Below are 19,387 nucleotides of genomic sequence, written 5' to 3'. Positions count from 1 at the left end.
ACGCCCCTCGATCTCCAACATTTCCTACCACCAGGGTCAGACCACTTAAACGACGAAATTGCAACTTTGTCGGCATTCAATGCTTGCGATACATATTCTTCGGTTTTAGCAGCGCGAAGTAGTGCTGGACTCCGGTTTTTGCGAAGGAACGGGCAATATGCTGGTTGCGGGGCACTGAAAGCGTTGCGTGACGGGACGGTAGTGACGACGGGCTATTACTTTTTAAGCTTTTAAGTGGTCTGACCCCGGGGTGGGGGTGGCGGGCGCGGGGTTTTCGTGGCGCTGTTAAAATTGCATGGTTCGGGCGCGAGCCCACTCATTTCAAGGAATGCATATGATTAAAGTTGGCATCGTCGGCGGTACGGGATATACAGGGGTGGAACTGCTGCGCCTGCTGTCGGTTCATCCGGATGTGACACTGACGGCCATCACGTCGCGCAAGGAAGATGGCTTGCCGGTGGCGGACATGTTTCCTTCGCTGCGCGGGCGCGTGGACCTGGCCTTTTCGGCGCCCGACAAGGTCGACCTGACCAAGTGCGATGTGGTCTTCTTTGCCACCCCGCACGGCGTGGCCATGGCCCAGGCGCCGGAACTGCTGGCCGCCGGCGTCAAGGTGATCGACCTGGCCGCCGACTTCCGCATCAAGAACAGGGAAGTCTTTGAGCAGTGGTACAAGATTCCCCACACCTGCCCGGATCTGCTGGAAGAGGCCGTCTACGGTCTGCCGGAACTGAACCGCGACGCCATCAAGGGCGCGCGCCTGGTCGCCAATCCCGGTTGCTATCCCACCACCATGCAGCTGGGCTTTTATCCCCTGATCAAGGCCAACCTGATCGATACCAGTGCCCTGATCGCTGACGCCAAGTCGGGCGTGTCCGGTGCCGGCCGCAAGGCCGAGATCGGCACCCTGTTTTCGGAGTCGAGCGACAATTTCAAGGCCTATGGCGTGTCCGGCCACCGCCACACGCCGGAAACCGTGGCCCAGCTGCAGCGCTATACGGGCATGCCGGTATCCCTGATCTTTACGCCTCACCTGGTGCCGATGATCCGCGGCATGCATTCGACCATGTATGCGCGCCTGACGACGGCGATCGACAATGATGGCTTGCAAAAGCTGTTCGAGGATACTTACCGCGATGCGCCTTTCGTCGACGTGATGCCGTTCGGCTCGCACCCGGAAACGCGCTCCACCCGCGGCTCGAACATGCTGCGCCTGGCGCTGCATCGCCCCAATGATGGCAATACCGTCATTATCCTGGCGGTACAGGACAACCTGGTCAAGGGCGCATCCGGCCAGGCCGTCCAGTGCATGAACCTGATGTTTGGCCTGGACGAAGGCAAGGGCTTGCAGCAGGTGGCGCTGCTGCCTTGAGCAAACGTCTGACGGGGCCGCTACGGCTCCTTGCGGATGGTGTGGGGCAGATCAATTCCTGCCAGAACTGATAGCTGTAAATTCACTTCAGGCTCTGGTCGATCTGGCAAGACCCCACCGTCCGCGCGCTCCTCCCGGTGCCTGCGGTTTCGCAACCTGTCACTTTGAGGAGTGCCATCATGTTCGGTCGTAGTTCAAAAACGGAAATTGATAGCCTGGTCGGAATTTCCGCCCGGATTGAGGGCAATCTGTGCTTTACAGGCGGGCTGCGCATTGACGGCGAGGTCAATGGCGACGTGCTGGGCGGCGAAAGCACGGAAAACGTGCTGATCGTGTCCGAGCATGCCCGCATCCTGGGCAATGTCCATTGTGCCACCCTGATCGTGGAAGGCTACATCGCCGGCGATGTGTACGCGACGGAACTGCTTGAATTGCAGCCGAAAGGCCGCATCATAGGCAATGTCCACTATAAAAAACTGGAAATGCATAGTGGCGCCACCGTGGCCGGCACGCTCACCCATCAGGAAGCCGGCGAACCGGAGTTTCATATCGCCATCACTCCCCCGTCCATCTTCAAGGTATCGGAGGCGTGAGGACCGCCAACAGTCTATAATGGACCCATTGTCCCCGTAGGAGTATCACATGAACGCCGTTATCGAATCCCTGGATGTAATGCCTGCCCCGATCGTCTTCACCGACAGCGCCGCCCAAAAAGTGGCCCAGCTCATCGAGGAAGAGGGCAATCCCGACCTGAAGTTGCGCGTGTTCGTGCAAGGTGGCGGCTGCTCGGGTTTTCAATACGGCTTCACGTTCGATGAAATCGTCAACGAAGACGACACCACCATGGTCAAGAACGGCGTGCAACTGCTGATCGATTCCATGAGCTACCAGTACCTGGTGGGCGCTGAAATTGACTACAAGGATGACCTCGAGGGTGCCCAGTTCGTGATCAAGAATCCCACCGCTACCTCCACCTGCGGCTGCGGCTCCTCGTTTTCCGTCTAAGCTGCACGGCGCCGCGTTTCACGCGGGATAGAGGGCGCCCAGGACCCTGGGGCCCTTGGCGCCCGTCACCGCGGCCAGGTTGCCCGCTTCGCGCCGCGTGAAGCGGTAGCCCAGCCAGGCAAAGGCCAGCGCTTCCACGTGGTTCGGTGCCACCCCGAGCACTTCCGTCGATTCCACCGGTACTCTTCCTCCCAGCGCCGCGGCAAGTTCGCGCAGCAGGGTGCCGTTGCTCGCCCCGCCGCCGCACACGTAGACGGCCTCCACCCCGGGCGCGGCAATGCCGATGGCGTCGGCAATGGTGTGGGCCGTCAGGGCCGTCAGGGTGGCCTGGATGTTCTCCGGCGCCGCGCGCGATCCCTGCAGACGGGCATCGAGCCAGTCCATGTGGAACAGGTCGCGCCCGGTGCTCTTGGGCGCCGACTGGCTGAAGTAGGGCTCGCGCTTCAAGCGCGCCAGCAGGGCGCCATCGACCCGGCCCGAGGCCGCCCAGGCGCCGTCGGCGTCATAGGGCTGGCCCTGGTGGCGCCCGATCCACCCATCCATCAAGACGTTGCCCGGCCCGGTATCGAAGCCGCCGGTGCGCCCGTCCGGGTACAGCACGCTGATATTGCTGATGCCGCCAATGTTGACCACTACCCGGGTTGCCCCTTCTTTGCCGAACTGGGCCCGGTGGAAGGCGGGCACCAGCGGCGCGCCCTGGCCGCCCGCCGCCACGTCACGGCTGCGAAAGTCGGCAATGACGTCAATGCCGGTCAGCTCTGCCAGCAGGGCCGGGTTGTTGGTCTGGCGCGTCAAGCCCAGTTCGGGCCGATGGCGCGTGGTCTGGCCATGGACGGCAATCGCTGCGATCTTTCCTTGCGCGAACGGTGTCAGCTGGGCCACGCAGCCGGCATAGATGGCTGCCAGTGCATTCCCAGCCTGGGCTTCGCGCTCGATTTCATTGGCGCCGGCCGTCTGCAAGTCCATCAGGCGCGCCCTGAGCGGGGCGGGAAAGGGTGAAAAGGCGGCCTTGACGGTGCGGATGGCGTTGCCGGCAAAGTCGGCCAGCACCCCGTCCACGCCGTCCATGCTGGTGCCCGACATTAAGCCGATAAAGAGGGTGGAAGTGGTCATGCCTTCATCCTAAACCTGATGGGCAAAAAAAAGAAGGCCCGGCGAACACCGGGCCTTCCTGGATCTTGCGTGCGACGCGGGTCAGCGCACAGCCATCGCGGTGCCGGTCGGGCGCAGCAGGGCGAAGCGGTGGGTCATGTCGGCGGCCGTCATCTGGAACCGGGCCATCTCGGCGGCGGACATCGGGGCCTGGTTCAGGACCTTGACCGTCATCGGATCACGGGCAACGTTGCCAACGCGGAACTCGTAGTGCAGGTGGGCGCCGGTGGACCAGCCGGTGGAACCGACATAGCCGATCACATCGCCCTGCTTGACCTGGGCGCCACGGCGCACGCCAGGCGCGAAACGGCTCATGTGGGCGTAGGCGGTGGTGTAGTTGGACCAGTGTTTGAGCACAACAAAATTGCCGTAGCCACCCTGCACGCCGGCAAAATCAACGACGCCGTCGCCGGACGCGCGGATTGGCGTGCCCTGGGCCGCAGCGTAGTCCACGCCCTTGTGCGCCTTCCACACACCCGAAATGGGGTGGATGCGGTTGGAGAAGCCGGACGAAATACGGGAAAATTCCAGCGGCGACTTGAGGAAGCCTTTTTTCAGGGCCTTGCCGTCCATGCTGTAGTAGCCGCTCTGCTTGGTCACAGGATCTTCGTACCAGACCGTCTGGTAGGTGGTGCCGCGGTTGGTGAATTCGCCGGCCAGAATGCGGCCTGCGCGCACCATTTCGCCATCCTGCCAGAACGTTTCGTAGACCACATTGAAGCGGTCGCCCCGTTTCAGGTCGGTACGGAAGTCAATATTGGTCGAAAACATTTCGATCAGCTGGGCCACCACGGTGTCAGGCAGCTTGCCGCCGTCGGTCGTGGCATCGGTGGCGCCGTAGAGCGAAGTGGTGATTTCACGGGCGCGCATTTCCACGCGGCGCTCGAGCTGGGCGACCACGCTGCGGGCGTAGAACTTGTCGCCTTCGCGGGTGATCGACACTTGTTTGGTAGGATTGTCGCGGCCGTCGACCAGCGTGGCGCGCAGCCACTGCAGCTGGCCTTCTTCGTCCACCTGCGCCTGGACCTTCTTGCCGGTCTTGAGCTGCATGACGGTCTTGGCGACCTTGTCGGACTTGATGAATTCGACCGCGGCGGCATCCTGCACGCCTAAGCGTTGCAGCAAAATGGCCAGCGTGTCACCTGGGCGGATGCGCTCTTCCTGGACGAATTGCTGTTCGTCTTGCTGAAGGGCAGCGATCTGCTCGGCCAGGTCTGGCAGTTCGAGATCTTGGGCGATGGACTTTACCGGCAGATCCGATGCATCAGGTGCAATCGGCGCAACGCCGTAAGCGCCGAAAGCGCACACTGTCAGGAAGGTCGCGCCAGCACGCGTAATGCGCGCTTTTCGCGTCGTTCCCAGCAGGCCGGTCCAGCTTTTACCTGTGATTTTATGTATAGGATTCATGCAATCAGTTAAAATTTGCCGCTTGAACATTCACGAAGAGCGCTACTTTTTCTTGTTGTTATTGTGTTTAGTTTTCGCTAGGCAAGATTAATCGGATCGGGAATTATACCAAATTCTTGAAGTCAGCCAACTTTTTCCTCACTCCGTATTGAACCGTTATAAGTTAAACATGACCACCACCACACCTTCCAAGCCTGTCTCCACTCCTGCCTTGCCCCTGTCGGACAAGGTGCTGGAAGCCCTCGCGATCACCAAACGCGGTGTGGACGAGTTGCTGATTGAAAGCGAATTTGCGCAAAAGCTGGCGCGCTCCGAACGCGATGGCCAGCCCCTGCGCATCAAGCTGGGCCTGGACCCGACGGCACCGGACCTGCACCTGGGCCACACGGTGGTGCTCAACAAGATGCGCCAGCTGCAAGACCTGGGGCACCACGTCATTTTCCTTATTGGCGACTTTACTTCCATGATTGGCGACCCGTCGGGCCGCAACGCCACGCGCCCGCCCCTGACGCGGGAACAGGTGGAACAAAATGCCATGACGTACTTTAAGCAGGCCTCGCTCGTGCTGGACCCGGCCCGTACGGAAATTCGCTACAACTCCGAGTGGTGCGATCCCCTCGGCGCACGCGGCATGATTGAGCTGGCTTCGCGCTATACCGTGGCGCGCATGATGGAACGCGACGATTTCACCAAGCGCTACAAGAGTGGGACCCCGATTGCCGTCCATGAGTTCCTCTATCCTCTCATGCAGGGCTACGATTCGGTCGCTTTACAGGCAGACCTTGAGCTGGGTGGAACGGACCAGAAATTTAACTTGCTGGTTGGCCGCGAGCTGCAGAAGGATTACGGCCAGGAGCAGCAATGCATCCTGACCATGCCCTTGCTGGAAGGACTCGACGGCGTGGACAAGATGTCCAAGTCCAAGAACAACTATATAGGTATCACCGAGCCGGCCAACATCATGTTTGCCAAACTGATGAGCATTTCGGACGTCATGATGTGGCGCTACTATGAATTGCTGTCGTTCAGCTCGATTGCGGACATTGCCACACTGAAAGCGGACGTGGCGGGCGGGCGCAATCCGCGCGACGCCAAGGTGGCGCTGGGCAAGGAGATCGTGACGCGCTTTCATTCGGCCCAGGCCGCCGACGATGCGCTGGCGGACTTTGTCAACCGTTCCAAGGGCGGGATTCCCGATGATGTGGCGGAGATCGCGCTGTCCGGCGCCCCGCTGGGCGTGGCCCACCTGTTAAAACAGGCTGGCCTGTGCGCATCGACTTCCGAAGCCATGCGCATGGTGGACCAGGGCGGGGTCCGTATTGACGGCGCCGTGGTGAGCGACAAGGCCATGAAAATGGCTGCCGGCACGTTTGTCCTGCAAGTTGGCAAGCGCAAGTTTGCCCGCGTCACCCTGTCCGCATGATTGCCCTGCTGCAGCGGGTGAGCCACGCCAGCGTGGTGGTGGAAGGCGAGACGATCGGCGCCATCGAGGCCGGCCTGCTGGTGCTGCTGTGCGCGGAAAAGGGCGACAGCGAGAAGCAAGCCGATGCCTTGCTGACCAAGCTGCTGGGCTACCGGGTGTTTGCCGACGCGGCAGGCAAGATGAACCTGAGCATCACGGACACGGCGGGCGGCCTGCTGCTGGTCCCCCAGTTCACGCTGGCGGCCGACACCCGCTCCGGCACCCGGCCCTCGTTTACGCCGGCGGCCGCGCCGGCCGATGGCCAGCGCCTGTTCGACCATGCCGTGCGCCAGGCCAGGGCGCGCCACGCTAAGGTCGAGGTTGGCCGGTTCGGCGCGGACATGAAGGTTTCCCTCACCAATGACGGCCCCGTCACGATCTGGCTGCAAGTCGCGCCCAAGCCGAACCCCGGGTCCTAAAAACGGTCAATACCATCAGTAGCAGGAGCATGACATGAAGCTGTGGAGCGATTCCTTTAATGATGGCGGCATCATCCCGCCAGACTGTGCCTTTGCCGTGATTGATCCGGTCACGCACGTGCGTTTTGCGCCCAACCGCAATCCCCATCTGGCCTGGGACGACGTTCCCGCCGGTACCGAGTCGCTCGTGCTGCTGTGCCGCGACATTGACGCGCCCACCATCGGCACCGATGTCAACAAGGAGGGCCACGTGGTGGCGCTGGAATTGCCGCGGGCCGATTTTTACCACTGGACCCTGGTCGATATTCCCGTGGCCCTGCGCAGCCTGGGCCAGGGCCTGCTGTCGGAACTGGTCACGCCGCACGGCAAGCCGGGGCCGCTGGTACCCTTTACCATCAAGAATGGCACCGAACACCAGCTGCGCCAGGGCGTCAACGACTACACCAGCTGGTTCGCGTCCGATCCCGACATGGCAGGCGAGTATTACGGCTATGACGGACCGTGCCCGCCCTGGAACGACCAGCGCGCCCACGCGTACATCTTTACCCTGTATGCATTGGATATCCCGCGCCTGCCGCTCGAAGGGCGCTTCACCGGTCCCGAGGCGCGCCTGGCCATTCGCGGCCATATCCTGGACGAAGCCCAGATTTTCGGCGTGTATTCGCTCAATCCCGACGTTGTAACCACGCTCACCTAGATGCCCGCTACCAATACTGACACCACCCACATCCTCCTCATTCGCCATGGGGAAACCGCATGGAATGCCGAGCGCCGCCTGCAGGGCCATATCGACATTGCCCTCAATGATGAAGGCGTGCGCCAGGCCGCGGCATTGGCACGGGCCCTGGCAGGCGCGCCCCTGAACGCCATCTATGCCAGCGACCTGAAACGGGCGCACCAGACCGCCGCCGCCGTGGCCAGCCTGCACGGCATGCCGGTGGTCATGGATGCCGGCCTGCGCGAGCGCTGCTATGGCGGCTTTGAAGGCTTGCTGTATGCGGAGATAGCAGAGCGCTTCCCGCGCGAGTTTGCCGCCTGGCAGGCGCGCGACATCGATGGCGTCATGCCGCGCGGCACGCGCGTGGCGGAAACCTTTCGCCGCTTTTACCAGCGCTGCGTCGATACCATCACCGATATCGGCGAGCGGCACCCGGGCCAGACCATTGCACTGGTGGCCCACGGCGGCGTGCTCGAATGCGCTTACCGCGCGGCACTGGGGCTGGCGCTGGACACGCCGCGCGACTTCCCTGTGCTAAACGCGAGCATCAACCGCTTTACCATGGACGCTGGCCGGCTGGCCCTGGCCAGCTGGGGCGAAGTGGACCACCTGCGCGCCGGTGTCCTGGACGAACTGGCCTGACCACCCTTGCCAACAATGCCATCTATAGAGCGTTTGCTTTATAAAAAATAGTGCTTATTATTTGAGCAGCAAATCGGGTAAAATAGCCGGTTCCCCGAATCTCCCGGTCTAGCCTGTGCAAATTGGTCCCTACTTGTTGCGCAATAATGTTTTCGTTGCTCCCATGGCAGGGGTAACGGACCGCCCGTTCCGCCAGCTGTGCAAGCAGCTGGGCGCAGGCTATGCCGTGTCGGAAATGGCCGCTTCCAATCCCCGCCTGTGGGCCACGGAAAAGAGTGCGCGCCGTACCGATCACGCGGGCGAAATGGAACCGAAGGCGGTGCAGATTGCCGGTGCCGATCCGCAAGACCTGGCCGACTGCGCCAGGTTCAATGTCGAGCGCGGGGCCCAGATTATCGACATCAATATGGGCTGCCCCGTCAAGAAGGTGTGCAACAGCTGGTGCGGCTCGGCCCTGTTGCAGCATGAAGACCTGGTGGAAAAGATCCTGCACGCGGTCGTCGCTGCCGTGGACGTGCCCGTCACGCTCAAGTTCCGCACCGGCTGGAACCGCGACAACAAGAATGCCTTGCGCATTGCCCGCATTGCCGAACAGGCCGGCATCCAGATGCTGACCCTGCACGGGCGCACCCGCGCCGACGGCTATACCGGTGACGCCGAATATGACACCATTGCCGCCGTCAAGGCAGCCGTTTCGATGCCCGTGGTGGCCAATGGCGACATCACCACGCCCGAGAAGGCCAGGATGGTGCTGGCCCACACGGGCGCCGACGCCGTCATGATCGGGCGCGCGGCCCAGGGCCGGCCGTGGATTTGCCGCGAGATCGATCATTTCCTGCGCACGGGGGAGCACTTGCCGCCGCCCTACGTGGAAGAAGTGCGCAAGCTGATGCATGAGCACCTGCAGGCCCATTACGCGTTTTATGGCGACTATCTGGGCGTGCGCACGGCGCGCAAGCATATTGGCTGGTATGTACGCGACTTGCTGGGCGGCGAGCCGTTTCGCCAGGAAATGAACCTGCTGGAATCGGCCGACGCCCAATTGCTGGCCGTGGACCGTTTTTTTGAATCACAACAGCAGCACGGGGAGCGGTTACAATACCGGCCCGCCGCGCTGCAAGCAGGTGCGCTGGCAGCGTCATGATTACACCATAAGAACCCGGGACGACGCGGCCGCAGAGCCGCGCTGAGAAACTCCAACACCCAAGCGAAGTAGAGAACATGAGCAAAGAAAGTATCCAGGAAGTCGTCCAGAAAAGTCTTGAGGAATATTTCAATGACCTGGGCGAGCAGCAAGCGTCGAACATCTACGACATGGTGGTGTTGACCGTGGAGCGTCCGATCCTCGAGGTCGTCATGACGCGCGCGGAAGGCAATCAATCCCACGCCGCGCAAATGCTGGGCATCAACCGCAATACCTTGCGCAAGAAACTCCAGGAACACGGACTGCTCTAAGCAGCTTTAGCACACTGAGTGGCCGTGCTGTCCCGCGCGAGCCTTTCGCGCCAGGCGCGCCAGTGCATTCGACGAATTTCCATCACCAGGCCACTCTCATGATCAAACAAGCTCTCATTTCCGTTTCTGATAAAACCGGCGTGCTCGACTTTGCACGCGCACTGTCGGCCCAGGGTGTCGCCATCCTGTCCACGGGCGGCACCGCCAAGCTGCTGGCTGATAATGGCGTGGCGGTAACGGAAGTGGCGGACTACACGGGTTTTCCGGAAATGCTCGATGGCCGCGTCAAGACCCTGCATCCGAAGGTGCACGGCGGTATCCTGGCGCGCCGCGATTTCCCGGAGCACGTGGCCAAGCTGGAAGAGCACAACATTCCGGCCATCGACATGGTGGTGGTGAACCTGTATCCCTTCCAGCAAACCGTGGCCAAGGAAGCATGTTCGCTGGAAGATGCGATCGAGAATATTGATATTGGCGGCCCCACCATGCTGCGTTCGGCAGCCAAGAACCACAAGGATGTGGTGGTCGTGTGCGACCCGGCCGACTACCAGCGCGTGCTGCAGGAAATGCAGGCAGGCACGGTGGGCTACGACACCCGTTTCATGCTGGCCAAGAAAGTGTTTGCCCATACGGCCCAGTACGACGGCGCCATCACCAATTACCTGACCAGCCTGGGCGAAGACAAGGCCCACGCCACCCGCGCCGCCTATCCGCAAACCTTCAACATGACGTTTGAAAAGGTCCAGGACATGCGCTACGGCGAAAACCCGCACCAGAGCGCGGCGTTCTACCGCGACCTGGCCCCGGCCGCAGGGGCGCTGGCCAGCTACACCCAGCTGCAGGGCAAGGAACTGTCGTACAACAATATCGCCGACGCCGATGCCGCCTGGGAATGCGTGAAGTCGCTCGGCGGCCTGGGCCAGCCGGCCGGCTGCGTGATCGTCAAGCATGCCAATCCCTGCGGCGTGGCCATCGGCACCGATGCCCTGGACGCTTATAGCCGCGCCCTGCAGACCGATCCAACCTCGGCTTTTGGCGGCATCATTGCCTTCAATACGGAAGTGGATGTGCAGACGGCTGAAGCCATTGCCAAGCTGTTCGTGGAAGTGCTGATTGCCCCATCGTTTTCGGCAGAGGCGCGGTCCGTGATGGCGGCCAAGCAGAATGTGCGCCTGCTGCAGATCGCCCTCGGGGCCGGCCACAATCCCTTCGATGTCAAGCGCGTTGGCGGGGGCTTGCTGGTGCAGTCGCCGGACGCGAAGCATGTGGGCCTGGGCGAATTGCGCGTGGTGAGCAAGAAGCAGCCAACCCAACAGCAGTTGCAGGACATGATGTTTGCCTGGCGCGTGGCCAAGTTCGTCAAGTCCAACGCGATTGTCTTTTGCGGCAATGGCATGACGCTGGGCGTGGGGGCCGGCCAGATGAGCCGCATCGATTCGGCCCGCATTGCTTCCATCAAGGCCCAGAACGCCGGCCTCACCCTGGCCAACTCGGCGGTGGCGTCGGATGCCTTCTTCCCATTCCGTGACGGCCTCGACGTGGTGGTGGATGCCGGCGCGACCTGCGTGATCCAGCCCGGCGGCTCCATGCGTGACCAGGAAGTGATCGATGCGGCCGATGAGCGCGGCGTGGTCATGCTGTACACCGGCGCCCGTCATTTCCGTCATTAAACGCAGGACATCAGCGCCGGGCATCAGCGCCGGCCAACAAGCTCGGGGAGCGAGTTTCGTGCGACAAAAGTTGCAAGGAACTCGCACCAAACTTGCCGGGCGGTATACCATTCGGTAATGATTATTCTTGGCATTGATCCGGGCTTGCGCACCACGGGGTTCGGACTTATTGAAAAGCGGGGCAACCAGCTGCGTTACATCGCTTCCGGCACCATCAAGACGGCGGCCGAAAGCGAGTTGCCCGGGCGCCTCAAGATTATTCTGCATGGCATCGGTGAAATCGTGCGGACCTACCGTCCCGACTGCGCCGCCATTGAAAAAGTCTTCGTTAACGTCAATCCCCAGTCAACCTTGCTGCTGGGCCAGGCCCGGGGCGCGGCCATCACGGCCCTGGTGGGCTCGGACCTGGCCGTGGCCGAGTACACGGCGCTACAAGTCAAGCAAGCCGTCACCGGCCACGGCAAGGCGGCCAAGGAACAGGTGCAGGACATGGTGGCGCGCCTGCTGGTCTTGCCCGGCTTGCCCGGCGCCGATGCCGCCGATGCACTGGGCGTTGCCATCTGCCACGCCAACAGTGTCGACGCGCTGGCGCTGATCGGGGCCATGGCGCCCGCATTCTCGGGCTTGCGCATGAAGCGCGGCCGTCTTGTTTAACTGTAGAAAGCTCCCATGATCGGACGTATTTCCGGAATTCTGCTTGAAAAGAATCCGCCCCAACTGCTGGTCGACTGCAATGGCGTCGGCTATGAAGTCGATGTGCCGATGAGTACCTATTACAACTTGCCGCACACCGGTGAAAAAGTCACGCTGTTTACCCATCAGGCCATCCGCGAGGATGCGCACCTGCTGTTCGGTTTCGGCAATGCCAACGAGCGGGCAGTGTTTCGCCAGCTGATCAAGATTACGGGAGTCGGCGCCCGCACCGCGCTGTCTATCCTGTCGGGGATGACGGTTGCCGACCTGGCCCAGGCGGTAACGCTGCAGGAAGCCGGGCGCCTGGTCAAAGTGCCCGGCATCGGCAAGAAGACGGCCGAACGCCTGCTGCTGGAACTGAAGGGCAAGCTCGGTGCCGATATCGGCGCTGTCGCGGGAGCCCAGCCGGACGCGCAATCGGATATCCTCAATGCCTTGCTGGCGCTGGGATACTCGGACAAGGAAGCTGTGGCATCCCTGAAGAATATGCCCGCCGGTAGCAGTGTTTCCGACGGTATCAAGTTTGCGCTCAAGGCGCTGTCCAAGGGATAAGGATGAGTATCCAGACCGACAATTTCAGTGAAGCGCGCCTGATCGCGGCCACGCCAGCCTCGCCCAACGAGGAAGCGATCGAGCGCGCCCTGCGGCCCAAGCAGCTGGACGAATATGTAGGTCAGGAGAAAATCCGCGGCCAGCTTGAAATCTTCATTGCCGCCGCCCGCAAGCGCAAGGAGGCGCTGGATCACACCTTGCTGTTCGGTCCGCCCGGCCTGGGCAAGACCACGCTGGCCCACATCATTGCCCGTGAGATGGGGGTGAACCTGCGCCAGACTTCAGGCCCGGTGCTTGAGCGTCCGGGCGACCTGGCCGCCATTCTCACCAACCTGGAAGCGAACGATGTGCTCTTCATTGACGAGATTCATCGCCTCTCGCCCGTGGTGGAGGAAATCCTGTACCCGGCGCTGGAAGACTACCAGATCGACATCATGATTGGCGAGGGACCAGCCGCGCGCTCGGTCAAGCTGGACTTGCAGCCGTTTACGCTGGTGGGCGCCACGACCCGCGCCGGCATGCTCACCAATCCCCTGCGCGACCGCTTCGGCATCGTGGCGCGGCTGGAATTTTATAACGCGACGGAACTGACGCGGATTGTCACGCGCAGCGCCGCCCTGCTGGGCGCGCCCATCGTGGAAGATGGCGCACGCGAAATTGCCTTGCGCGCGCGCGGCACGCCGCGGATTGCCAACCGCCTGTTGCGGCGCGTGCGCGACTATGCAGAAGTCAAGGGCACCGGCGAAATCACCAAGGCCATGGCCGACGCGGCGCTCTTGATGCTCGATGTGGACAAGGTGGGGTTCGACATCATGGACCGCAAGCTGCTGGAAGCGGTGCTGTTCAAGTTCGGCGGCGGGCCGGTCGGCATCGGCAATCTGGCCGCCGCCATTGGCGAGGAGAGCGACACCATCGAAGACGTGCTCGAACCGTTTCTCATCCAGCAGGGCTACCTGCAGCGCACCCCGCGCGGGCGCATTGCCACGCCGCTGGCTTACCAGCACTTTGGCGTGGCCGTGCCGCGCATGAGCGCTACCGGCGACCTGTGGGACACGGGCGGCGGACGCTAAGGTGGCATTTTGCGCATTTTGCGCATGAGTTCATGGGTGAAGCGGCGCCACGTGGTGCCGGCCGGTTGCCTGTTGCGGCGGCGCGAGCGCTTGTCCTTGTTCCAGCCGAGGTCGCATGAACAGCAGTCGAGGTCGATGGCATCGCAGCCGCCGCAGTCGCAGTCGCCACGCTGGTGTCCCAGTGCCATCGGGCGCCTGGGCCTGTTGCGGCGGTAAGCCTTGCCGCATTCCTCGAAACGCCATTGCAGCACGATCAAGCCGTCAAACAGTCCGAAGCGGCGGATCGCGCGGTAGCCAAGGGTGGAACAGCTCGCGCAACCGGTTGTTGCCGCGTAGGCGCAGCGAAAGCCCTTGTAGGGCGACAGCACGGTCTGGTAGAGGCGGATCGCGGCGAGCGCAAGGTAGGTCAGCATGGGGCCAAGTTTGGCATCTGTAAAGATGCCAAGCTTAGCACAATGGAAATTGCCAGTAGTCAGTTGGGCAGCATCTCGGCCGTGTCGCGGCGGCGCATGGGACGATGGGTGCGCGGCAACTCGCCCGGGTAGACAAAGGCCAGGAACAGGAACACGGACACGCACAGCAAGGCACCGCAAGCCATCAGTAGCTGGGAATTTTGGGACAATGCGAGCAGGACGCCGCCGGAGACGAACTGGAAGGCCAGCAGCGCGCCGGTTGCGGTGCGCAAACGCTGGGAACGCACGGTGCGGTGCCCGGCAAGTGCCACAAAGAAGTAGGCAAAACCGAACAGCAGCACGGCAATGGTCCCCAGCAGGACCAGGAAAACGTGGCCGGAAGCGAGCCCGGCGCGGGCGCTGAGCATGAGGAAGGGGGCGCCAAGCAAGACGGCGCTGCCAGCCAGGAACGACAAAATTCTGAGGTAAAACATGTTGAGGTCTAATCCAGACGGAGTTGGTGTAATTAATTTAAAAATAACATGATCATGAAAATCATGGCGCCACGTTGGCGTATGGGATGGACACAGCAATGATGCAGATTTACGTGGATGCGGACGCCTGTCCGGCAGTGATCAAGGAAATTTTGTACCGCGTGGCAGAGCGCCTGCAATTGAACGTCACCCTGGTGGCGAACCAGCTCATGCGGGTGCCGGCGTCGCGCTTTGTGCGCTCGGTGCAAGTGCCGTCCGGTCCTGATGTGGCCGATGCGGAAATCGTGCGCCTGCTCTCGCCCGGCGACCTGGTGGTCACGGGCGATATTCCGCTGGCCTCGGACGTGCTGGAAAAGGGTGGCTATGCCCTCAATCCGCGCGGCGAGTTCTACACCAACGACAACATCGCGCAAATGCTCACCATGCGCAAGTTCATGGATGAGTTGCGCGGCAGCGGCGTGGATACGGGCGGACCGGCGCCGTTCAGCCAGGCCGACCGCCAGAGTTTTGCCAACGCGCTCGACCGCCATCTGGCGCGCTATGCCAAACTTGGCGAGGGCTTGCGCCGACCGCTTGAGTGAGCTCAACAGCTTACCGGACGCATCGACGCTTGGGTTTTTTTTGCTGTCTGATGCTTCATCAGGGAGAGCATATGGGCAGCCGGAAATGAATAGACCTATTTTTGGCCACAGTGGGCTTGAGTGATGGTGCCAAGAACCAAGCCTGGTATCGCCGATTGTGATCGGCAGTGGTCTGAGGCCAGGCATCTCTGTCGGAAATTTTTGTTCAATGGACAACCTGCTAACCCACGTTATAAAGAAGATTCCCGTCACGTCACGGCTGGTTATACTGACATCGAGAGCTGCGCTCGTGGACTGGTCAGCGAACAGTGTGGCGGCAATATGGTTGACTATGGAAAGCGTTAATGATGATGCCCAATAACGACAGGCCTGGCTCCGATGGGGAGCTTGACGCGGTGCTTGATACCGCCTACGCAATGGCATGCAAAGGTGACTACACTAAAGCTCTGGCCTTGTGCGACCGGCTAATGCAAGATGACATGGCAGTCATTGCCGCTCAGCGCCAGCGCGCCGCTATCTTCAGTCACCAAGGAAATATCAAGGCAGCTATCGCCGACCTGGAGCAGGTTGTGCGTGCGTTCCCCTGCGAGCCGGCTGATTTTCATGCATTGGGCATCCTGCAATTGCAGGCGGGCGACGCCGCTGATGCGGTGGAAAATTTCCGGAAAGCGGTAAGGGCAGACGCGGCAGCGGACAGCAGCTATTACACAAATTCTTCCCTGATGTTCAGCGCCGCGGCACAACTCATGCTGGGAAATTTTTCAGCGGCTATAGCTGGCGCAGCACGCCTGCCTGATGGGTACAAAGTCTATATCCCGGGAACGGGGATCCGCACCAAGGAAGACGTCATTAGCAAGGCAACTGGTGCGGCGTCGTCGGGCGAGAAGGCCAGCTTGTGATGTAAAGGCGGAAGGCGGAGCCAGCGTGAGCGGGCAGGCTACTCTTGCCGCACCCAGATCTGGGAGCGCCCGAACATGGGCATGCCAATGTAGCCGCGCACGTTGAGCTTCTTGCCGCCGTCCACCACCGTCAGCTTGCTGCGGTAAACCTTGCCGTCATCGGGATCGATGATTTCGCCACCCGTGTAATCCCTGCCATCCTTGCGCAGGCCCGACATGAAGACCATGCCGATGACGGGCTTGTCACGGTTGGCACCGGTGCACTTGCTGCAGCGCGGATGGGGATCTTCGCCAGGTGCCACGAACAGCTTTTCAATCCTGCCCTGCACCTCGCCATTGGCCTCGACAATCCGGATCAAGGCCTTGGGTTTGCCCGTGATATCGTCAATGTTTTTCCACAAGCCCACCGGAGAGAGCTCCTGGGCGCAGGCGGGCAAGGCCGCAATGACAGCCAGCGCGCTTGCGCACAGAAATTGTTTCATGGTCCGGCCCCTGGAAAGCGTGAGAACGGCTTAAAGTTTAGCAAATTGCTCGCGCAGTTTGGCAATCGTCGCCGAGAAATTGACGAGCCGTTCGTTTTCCTGCGCCACCACGGCCGCCGGGGCCCGGGCCACGAAGCTTTCATTGCCTAGCTTGGCATTGACCTTGGCAATCTCCGCTTCGATGCGCGCGATTTCCTTCGACAGGCGCTCGCGCTCGGCGGCAACGTCAATCTCCACCTTCAGCATCAGCTTGGTGGTGCCCACGATCGATACCGCGGCCGGCGATTCCGGCAACTGGCTGACGATATTGACTTCCGACAGCTTGCCCAGCGACTGGATGTAAGGCGCGAAGGCTTGCAGGCGCTGCTGGTCGGCATCGTCCTGCGCTTCCACGATCAAGGGCACGCGCACCGATGGCGAGAGCTGCATTTCGCCGCGCAGGTTGCGGGTGGCGTCGGTCAGTGCCTTGAGCTGGGCCATCCACGCTTCGGCGCTGGTATCGATCAGCGTCTCGTCGGCAATTGGATACGGCTGGAGCATGATCGAGTCTCCAGCTGTATCAAGTTGCTTTCCAGCCAGCGGGGCCACGGTTTGCCACAGCGCTTCGGTAACGAAGGGGATGATCGGGTGGGCCATGCGCAGGATCACTTCCAGCACCCTCAGCAGGGTGTGGCGGGTGGCTTGCTGCTGGCCCGGCGTGCCTTGCTGCACCTGCACCTTGGCCACTTCCAGGTACCAGTCGCAGTACTCATCCCATACAAACTTGTAAATGGCGGCGGCGATGTTGTCGAAGCGGTAATCTTCGAAACCCTTGGCCACTTCCAGTTCCGCGCGCTGCATGAGCGAAATGATCCAGCGGTCGGCCTGTGACAGCGCGGCCGGATTGGCGCTGCAGTCGTGGCCTTCCGTGTTCATCAACACGAAACGGGTGGCGTTCCACATCTTGTTGGAAAAGTTGCGGTAGCCTTCGCAGCGGCCCAGGTCGAAATTGATGTTGCGGCCCAGCGAAGCGTAGCTGGCCATGGTGAAACGCACGGCGTCGCTGCCATAGGCGGCGATACCGTTGGGGAATTCCTTGCGCGTGGCCTTGGCGATTTTCTCGGCATCTTTCGGATTCATGAGGCCGGTCGTGCGCTTGGCCACCAGCGCTTCCACGTCGATGCCGTCGATCAGGTCGATCGGGTCCAGCGTATTGCCCTTGGACTTGGACATCTTCTGGCCGCTCGAATCGCGCACCAGGCCATGCACGTACACGGTCTTGAACGGCACCTTGCCCGTGAAGTGCGCCGTCATCATGACCATGCGCGCGACCCAGAAGAAGATGATGTCAAAGCCCGTGACCAGCACGGAAGAGGGCAGGAAGGTGCGCATGTCGACCGTGTCCTCGGGCCAGCCCATGGTCGAGAACGGGACGAGGGCGGACGAGAACCAGGTGTCGAGCACGTCGTCATCGCGACGCAGTTCGGCCGTGATGCCGGCTGCGGCCGCCTTGGCCTTGGCTTCCTCGGCCGTGCGCGCCACGAAGACATGGCCCGCGTCGTCATACCAGGCAGGAATTTGATGGCCCCACCACAGCTGGCGGGAAATGCACCAGTCCTGGATGTTGTTGAGCCACTGGTTGTAGGTCGTGTTCCAGTTTTCCGGTACAAACTTGATCTCGCCATTGGCCACTTTTTCCAGGGCCACTTCGGCAATCGACTGGCCCGGGAAGAAGGTGCCTTCCGGCGCCGGCTTGCTCATGGCCACAAACCACTGGTCGGTCAGCATCGGCTCGATCACCACGCCGGTGCGGTCGCCGCGCGGCACCATCAGCTTGTGCGGCTTGACTTCCACCAGCAAACCCTGGGCATCGAGGTCGGCCACGATCTGCTTGCGGGCGGCAAAGCGGTCCATGCCGCGGTAGGCTGCTGGCGCTTCGTCGCTGATTTTCGCGTCCAGCGTGAGCACGCAGATCATCGGCAGCTTGTTGCGCTGGCCCACCTGGTAGTCATTGAAGTCGTGCGCAGGCGTAATCTTGACGCAGCCGGTGCCAAACGCCTTGTCGGCGTATTCGTCGGCGATCAGGGGGATTTCGCGGCCGGTCAGGGGCAGTTGCAGCATCTTGCCGATCATCGCGCTGTAGCGCTCGTCAGTCGGATCCACCGCCACGGCCACGTCGCCCAGCAAGGTTTCAGGACGCGTCGTGGCGACCGTGATGGAACCGCTGCCGTCGGCAAACGGGTACTTGATGTGCCACATCGAGCCATCTTCTTCTTCCGACACCACTTCCAGGTCGGACACGGCGGTGCCGAGCTTGGGATCCCAGTTGACCAGGCGCTTGCCGCGGTAGATCAAGCCCTGCTCGAACAGGCGCACGAATACTTCGGTGACCGACTTCGAGCGTGGCTCGTCCATGGTGAAGTATTCACGCTGCCAGTCGGGCGAGGTACCCATGCGGCGCATCTGGCCGGTAATGATGTTGCCGGATTTTTCTTTCCACTCCCATACCTTCTCGACAAACTTTTCGCGCCCCAGGTCATGGCGGGAAATTTTTTGTGCGTCGAGCTGGCGTTCCACCACGATCTGGGTGGCGATGCCGGCGTGGTCGGTGCCGGGCACCCATGCCGTGTTGTAGCCGCGCATGCGGTAGTAACGTGTCAGGCCATCCATGATGGTCTGATTGAAGGCGTGACCCATGTGCAAGGTGCCGGTCACATTCGGCGGCGGCAGCTGGATGCTGAACGAGGGCTTGTCGGCGTCCAGGGTGGCGGTAAAGTATCCGCGTTTTTCCCACTCCGTGCGCCAAAACTGTTCAATGTCGGCGGGCTCGAAAGACTTGGCTAATTCCATGGTTTGTCGTGTAATTTTTGCGAAAAGAACCATTATAGTAGGACTGCTGCCGGGTAACGCTGCAGCGCAAAAAAAAGGACGCCGCAGCGTCCT

At 61.5% G+C, this 19,387-nt stretch carries 21 protein-coding genes; 15 read left to right on the top strand and 6 right to left on the bottom strand.

The features are described from left to right. Positions 1 to 334: 334 nt before the first annotated feature. The 3 genes from argC to erpA all read left to right on the top strand — a co-directional run bounded on the left by argC (position 335) and on the right by erpA (position 2,377). A complete protein-coding gene (argC, locus tag KY495_RS04630; protein WP_219882582.1) occupies positions 335 to 1,372 on the top strand; it encodes an N-acetyl-gamma-glutamyl-phosphate reductase in 1,038 nt (345 codons plus the stop codon). Between the two features lie 179 nt (positions 1,373 to 1,551). Next, positions 1,552 to 1,965, top strand: coding sequence for a polymer-forming cytoskeletal protein (locus KY495_RS04625; protein WP_219882581.1), 414 nt, complete (start codon positions 1,552 to 1,554; stop codon positions 1,963 to 1,965). Positions 1,966 to 2,014: 49 nt separating this feature from the next. Further along, on the top strand, positions 2,015 to 2,377 hold the full coding sequence (erpA, locus tag KY495_RS04620; protein ID WP_219882580.1) for an iron-sulfur cluster insertion protein ErpA: 363 nt from the start codon (positions 2,015 to 2,017) through the stop codon (positions 2,375 to 2,377). Positions 2,378 to 2,395: 18 nt separating this feature from the next. Here the strand turns inward: erpA and KY495_RS04615 are convergent, their stop codons facing one another. Next, positions 2,396 to 3,490 (bottom strand): anhydro-N-acetylmuramic acid kinase, encoded by a 1,095-nt coding sequence (locus KY495_RS04615; RefSeq protein ID WP_219882579.1) that lies wholly within the window; start codon positions 3,488 to 3,490, stop codon positions 2,396 to 2,398. A gap of 81 nt (positions 3,491 to 3,571) precedes the next feature. Then, the gene (locus KY495_RS04610; RefSeq protein WP_219882578.1) at positions 3,572 to 4,936 is read right to left on the bottom strand and encodes a peptidoglycan DD-metalloendopeptidase family protein; all 1,365 of its coding nucleotides are present in this window, start codon (positions 4,934 to 4,936) and stop codon (positions 3,572 to 3,574) included. Between the two features lie 169 nt (positions 4,937 to 5,105). Here KY495_RS04610 and tyrS point away from each other — a divergent pair, with 169 nt between their 5' ends. From tyrS to ruvB, 10 genes are all read left to right on the top strand, one after another. Continuing rightward, positions 5,106 to 6,359, top strand: coding sequence for a tyrosine--tRNA ligase (gene tyrS, locus KY495_RS04605; protein WP_219882577.1), 1,254 nt, complete (start codon positions 5,106 to 5,108; stop codon positions 6,357 to 6,359). Then, the gene (gene dtd, locus KY495_RS04600) at positions 6,356 to 6,817 is read left to right on the top strand and encodes a D-aminoacyl-tRNA deacylase (RefSeq protein WP_219882576.1); all 462 of its coding nucleotides are present in this window, start codon (positions 6,356 to 6,358) and stop codon (positions 6,815 to 6,817) included. Before tyrS ends, dtd begins: the two co-directional genes overlap by 4 nt. A 34-nt stretch (positions 6,818 to 6,851) precedes the next feature. Further along, a complete protein-coding gene (locus KY495_RS04595) occupies positions 6,852 to 7,514 on the top strand; it encodes a YbhB/YbcL family Raf kinase inhibitor-like protein (protein WP_219882575.1) in 663 nt (220 codons plus the stop codon). Next, the gene (locus KY495_RS04590; protein WP_219882574.1) at positions 7,515 to 8,177 is read left to right on the top strand and encodes a histidine phosphatase family protein; all 663 of its coding nucleotides are present in this window, start codon (positions 7,515 to 7,517) and stop codon (positions 8,175 to 8,177) included. It begins immediately after the preceding gene. A 115-nt stretch (positions 8,178 to 8,292) separates the two neighbouring features. Beyond that, positions 8,293 to 9,321 carry a tRNA dihydrouridine synthase DusB gene (dusB, locus tag KY495_RS04585; protein WP_219882573.1) on the top strand — a complete coding sequence of 343 codons (1,029 nt, stop codon included), beginning with the start codon at positions 8,293 to 8,295 and terminating at the stop codon, positions 9,319 to 9,321. Between the two features lie 77 nt (positions 9,322 to 9,398). Beyond that, positions 9,399 to 9,632 carry a helix-turn-helix domain-containing protein gene (locus KY495_RS04580; RefSeq protein ID WP_018058143.1) on the top strand — a complete coding sequence of 78 codons (234 nt, stop codon included), beginning with the start codon at positions 9,399 to 9,401 and terminating at the stop codon, positions 9,630 to 9,632. Between the two features lie 98 nt (positions 9,633 to 9,730). Continuing rightward, positions 9,731 to 11,302, top strand: a complete 1,572-nt coding sequence (gene purH, locus KY495_RS04575; RefSeq protein WP_219882572.1) for a bifunctional phosphoribosylaminoimidazolecarboxamide formyltransferase/IMP cyclohydrolase — start codon at positions 9,731 to 9,733, stop codon at positions 11,300 to 11,302. A gap of 117 nt (positions 11,303 to 11,419) precedes the next feature. Beyond that, a complete protein-coding gene (ruvC, locus tag KY495_RS04570) occupies positions 11,420 to 11,956 on the top strand; it encodes a crossover junction endodeoxyribonuclease RuvC (RefSeq protein ID WP_219882571.1) in 537 nt (178 codons plus the stop codon). Between the two features lie 15 nt (positions 11,957 to 11,971). Further along, positions 11,972 to 12,547, top strand: coding sequence for a Holliday junction branch migration protein RuvA (gene ruvA / locus KY495_RS04565; protein ID WP_219882570.1), 576 nt, complete (start codon positions 11,972 to 11,974; stop codon positions 12,545 to 12,547). Positions 12,548 to 12,549: 2 nt separating this feature from the next. Continuing rightward, positions 12,550 to 13,617, top strand: a complete 1,068-nt coding sequence (gene ruvB, locus KY495_RS04560; protein ID WP_219882569.1) for a Holliday junction branch migration DNA helicase RuvB — start codon at positions 12,550 to 12,552, stop codon at positions 13,615 to 13,617. Here the strand turns inward: ruvB and yidD are convergent. Both yidD and KY495_RS04550 read right to left on the bottom strand, forming a co-directional pair. After that, entirely contained in the window at positions 13,614 to 14,030 is a 417-nt protein-coding gene (gene yidD, locus KY495_RS04555) for a membrane protein insertion efficiency factor YidD (protein ID WP_219882568.1), read from the bottom strand. The two genes, ruvB and yidD, sit on opposite strands and share 4 nt — an antisense overlap. A gap of 59 nt (positions 14,031 to 14,089) precedes the next feature. Beyond that, complete coding sequence (locus KY495_RS04550; RefSeq protein WP_219882567.1) at positions 14,090 to 14,503, bottom strand: hypothetical protein; 414 nt, start codon at positions 14,501 to 14,503, stop codon at positions 14,090 to 14,092. A 101-nt stretch (positions 14,504 to 14,604) separates the two neighbouring features. Here KY495_RS04550 and KY495_RS04545 point away from each other — a divergent pair, with 101 nt between their 5' ends. Both KY495_RS04545 and KY495_RS04540 read left to right on the top strand, forming a co-directional pair. Next, complete coding sequence (locus tag KY495_RS04545) at positions 14,605 to 15,084, top strand: YaiI/YqxD family protein (RefSeq protein ID WP_219884089.1); 480 nt, start codon at positions 14,605 to 14,607, stop codon at positions 15,082 to 15,084. Between the two features lie 344 nt (positions 15,085 to 15,428). Continuing rightward, positions 15,429 to 15,983, top strand: a complete 555-nt coding sequence (locus tag KY495_RS04540) for a M48 family metallopeptidase (RefSeq protein WP_219882566.1) — start codon at positions 15,429 to 15,431, stop codon at positions 15,981 to 15,983. Positions 15,984 to 16,021: 38 nt separating this feature from the next. Here KY495_RS04540 and KY495_RS04535 read toward each other — a convergent pair whose 3' ends face one another. Further along, the gene (locus tag KY495_RS04535) at positions 16,022 to 16,465 is read right to left on the bottom strand and encodes a DUF2147 domain-containing protein (RefSeq protein WP_219882565.1); all 444 of its coding nucleotides are present in this window, start codon (positions 16,463 to 16,465) and stop codon (positions 16,022 to 16,024) included. 30 nt (positions 16,466 to 16,495) lie between these two features. Then, entirely contained in the window at positions 16,496 to 19,294 is a 2,799-nt protein-coding gene (locus KY495_RS04530) for a valine--tRNA ligase (protein WP_219882564.1), read from the bottom strand. Positions 19,295 to 19,387: the final 93 nt, after the last annotated feature.

The organism is Massilia sp. PAMC28688 (assembly GCF_019443445.1).
GTDB lineage: Bacteria > Pseudomonadota > Gammaproteobacteria > Burkholderiales > Burkholderiaceae_D > Telluria_A.
This window is presented reverse-complemented; position numbering and strand designations above follow the sequence as displayed.

Bases quoted from the DNA above. Each gene is read 5' to 3' on its own strand.
- KY495_RS04540 (WP_219882566.1), top strand. From the start codon at position 15,429: ATGATGATGCCCAATAACGACAGGCCTGGCTCCGATGGGGAGCTTGAC.
- erpA (WP_219882580.1), top strand. From the start codon at position 2,015: ATGAACGCCGTTATCGAATCCCTGGATGTAATGCCTGCCCCGATCGTC.
- KY495_RS04545 (WP_219884089.1), top strand. From the start codon at position 14,605: ATGCAGATTTACGTGGATGCGGACGCCTGTCCGGCAGTGATCAAGGAA.
- KY495_RS04590 (WP_219882574.1), top strand. From the start codon at position 7,515: ATGCCCGCTACCAATACTGACACCACCCACATCCTCCTCATTCGCCAT.
- KY495_RS04625 (WP_219882581.1), top strand. From the start codon at position 1,552: ATGTTCGGTCGTAGTTCAAAAACGGAAATTGATAGCCTGGTCGGAATT.
- KY495_RS04595 (WP_219882575.1), top strand. From the start codon at position 6,852: ATGAAGCTGTGGAGCGATTCCTTTAATGATGGCGGCATCATCCCGCCA.
- purH (WP_219882572.1), top strand. From the start codon at position 9,731: ATGATCAAACAAGCTCTCATTTCCGTTTCTGATAAAACCGGCGTGCTC.
- tyrS (WP_219882577.1), top strand. From the start codon at position 5,106: ATGACCACCACCACACCTTCCAAGCCTGTCTCCACTCCTGCCTTGCCC.
- ruvB (WP_219882569.1), top strand. From the start codon at position 12,550: ATGAGTATCCAGACCGACAATTTCAGTGAAGCGCGCCTGATCGCGGCC.
- yidD (WP_219882568.1), bottom strand. From the start codon at position 14,030: ATGCTGACCTACCTTGCGCTCGCCGCGATCCGCCTCTACCAGACCGTG.
- argC (WP_219882582.1), top strand. From the start codon at position 335: ATGATTAAAGTTGGCATCGTCGGCGGTACGGGATATACAGGGGTGGAA.
- ruvA (WP_219882570.1), top strand. From the start codon at position 11,972: ATGATCGGACGTATTTCCGGAATTCTGCTTGAAAAGAATCCGCCCCAA.
- ruvC (WP_219882571.1), top strand. From the start codon at position 11,420: ATGATTATTCTTGGCATTGATCCGGGCTTGCGCACCACGGGGTTCGGA.
- KY495_RS04535 (WP_219882565.1), bottom strand. From the start codon at position 16,465: ATGAAACAATTTCTGTGCGCAAGCGCGCTGGCTGTCATTGCGGCCTTG.
- KY495_RS04615 (WP_219882579.1), bottom strand. From the start codon at position 3,490: ATGACCACTTCCACCCTCTTTATCGGCTTAATGTCGGGCACCAGCATG.
- KY495_RS04610 (WP_219882578.1), bottom strand. From the start codon at position 4,936: ATGAATCCTATACATAAAATCACAGGTAAAAGCTGGACCGGCCTGCTG.
- KY495_RS04580 (WP_018058143.1), top strand. From the start codon at position 9,399: ATGAGCAAAGAAAGTATCCAGGAAGTCGTCCAGAAAAGTCTTGAGGAA.
- KY495_RS04550 (WP_219882567.1), bottom strand. From the start codon at position 14,503: ATGTTTTACCTCAGAATTTTGTCGTTCCTGGCTGGCAGCGCCGTCTTG.
- KY495_RS04530 (WP_219882564.1), bottom strand. From the start codon at position 19,294: ATGGAATTAGCCAAGTCTTTCGAGCCCGCCGACATTGAACAGTTTTGG.
- dtd (WP_219882576.1), top strand. From the start codon at position 6,356: ATGATTGCCCTGCTGCAGCGGGTGAGCCACGCCAGCGTGGTGGTGGAA.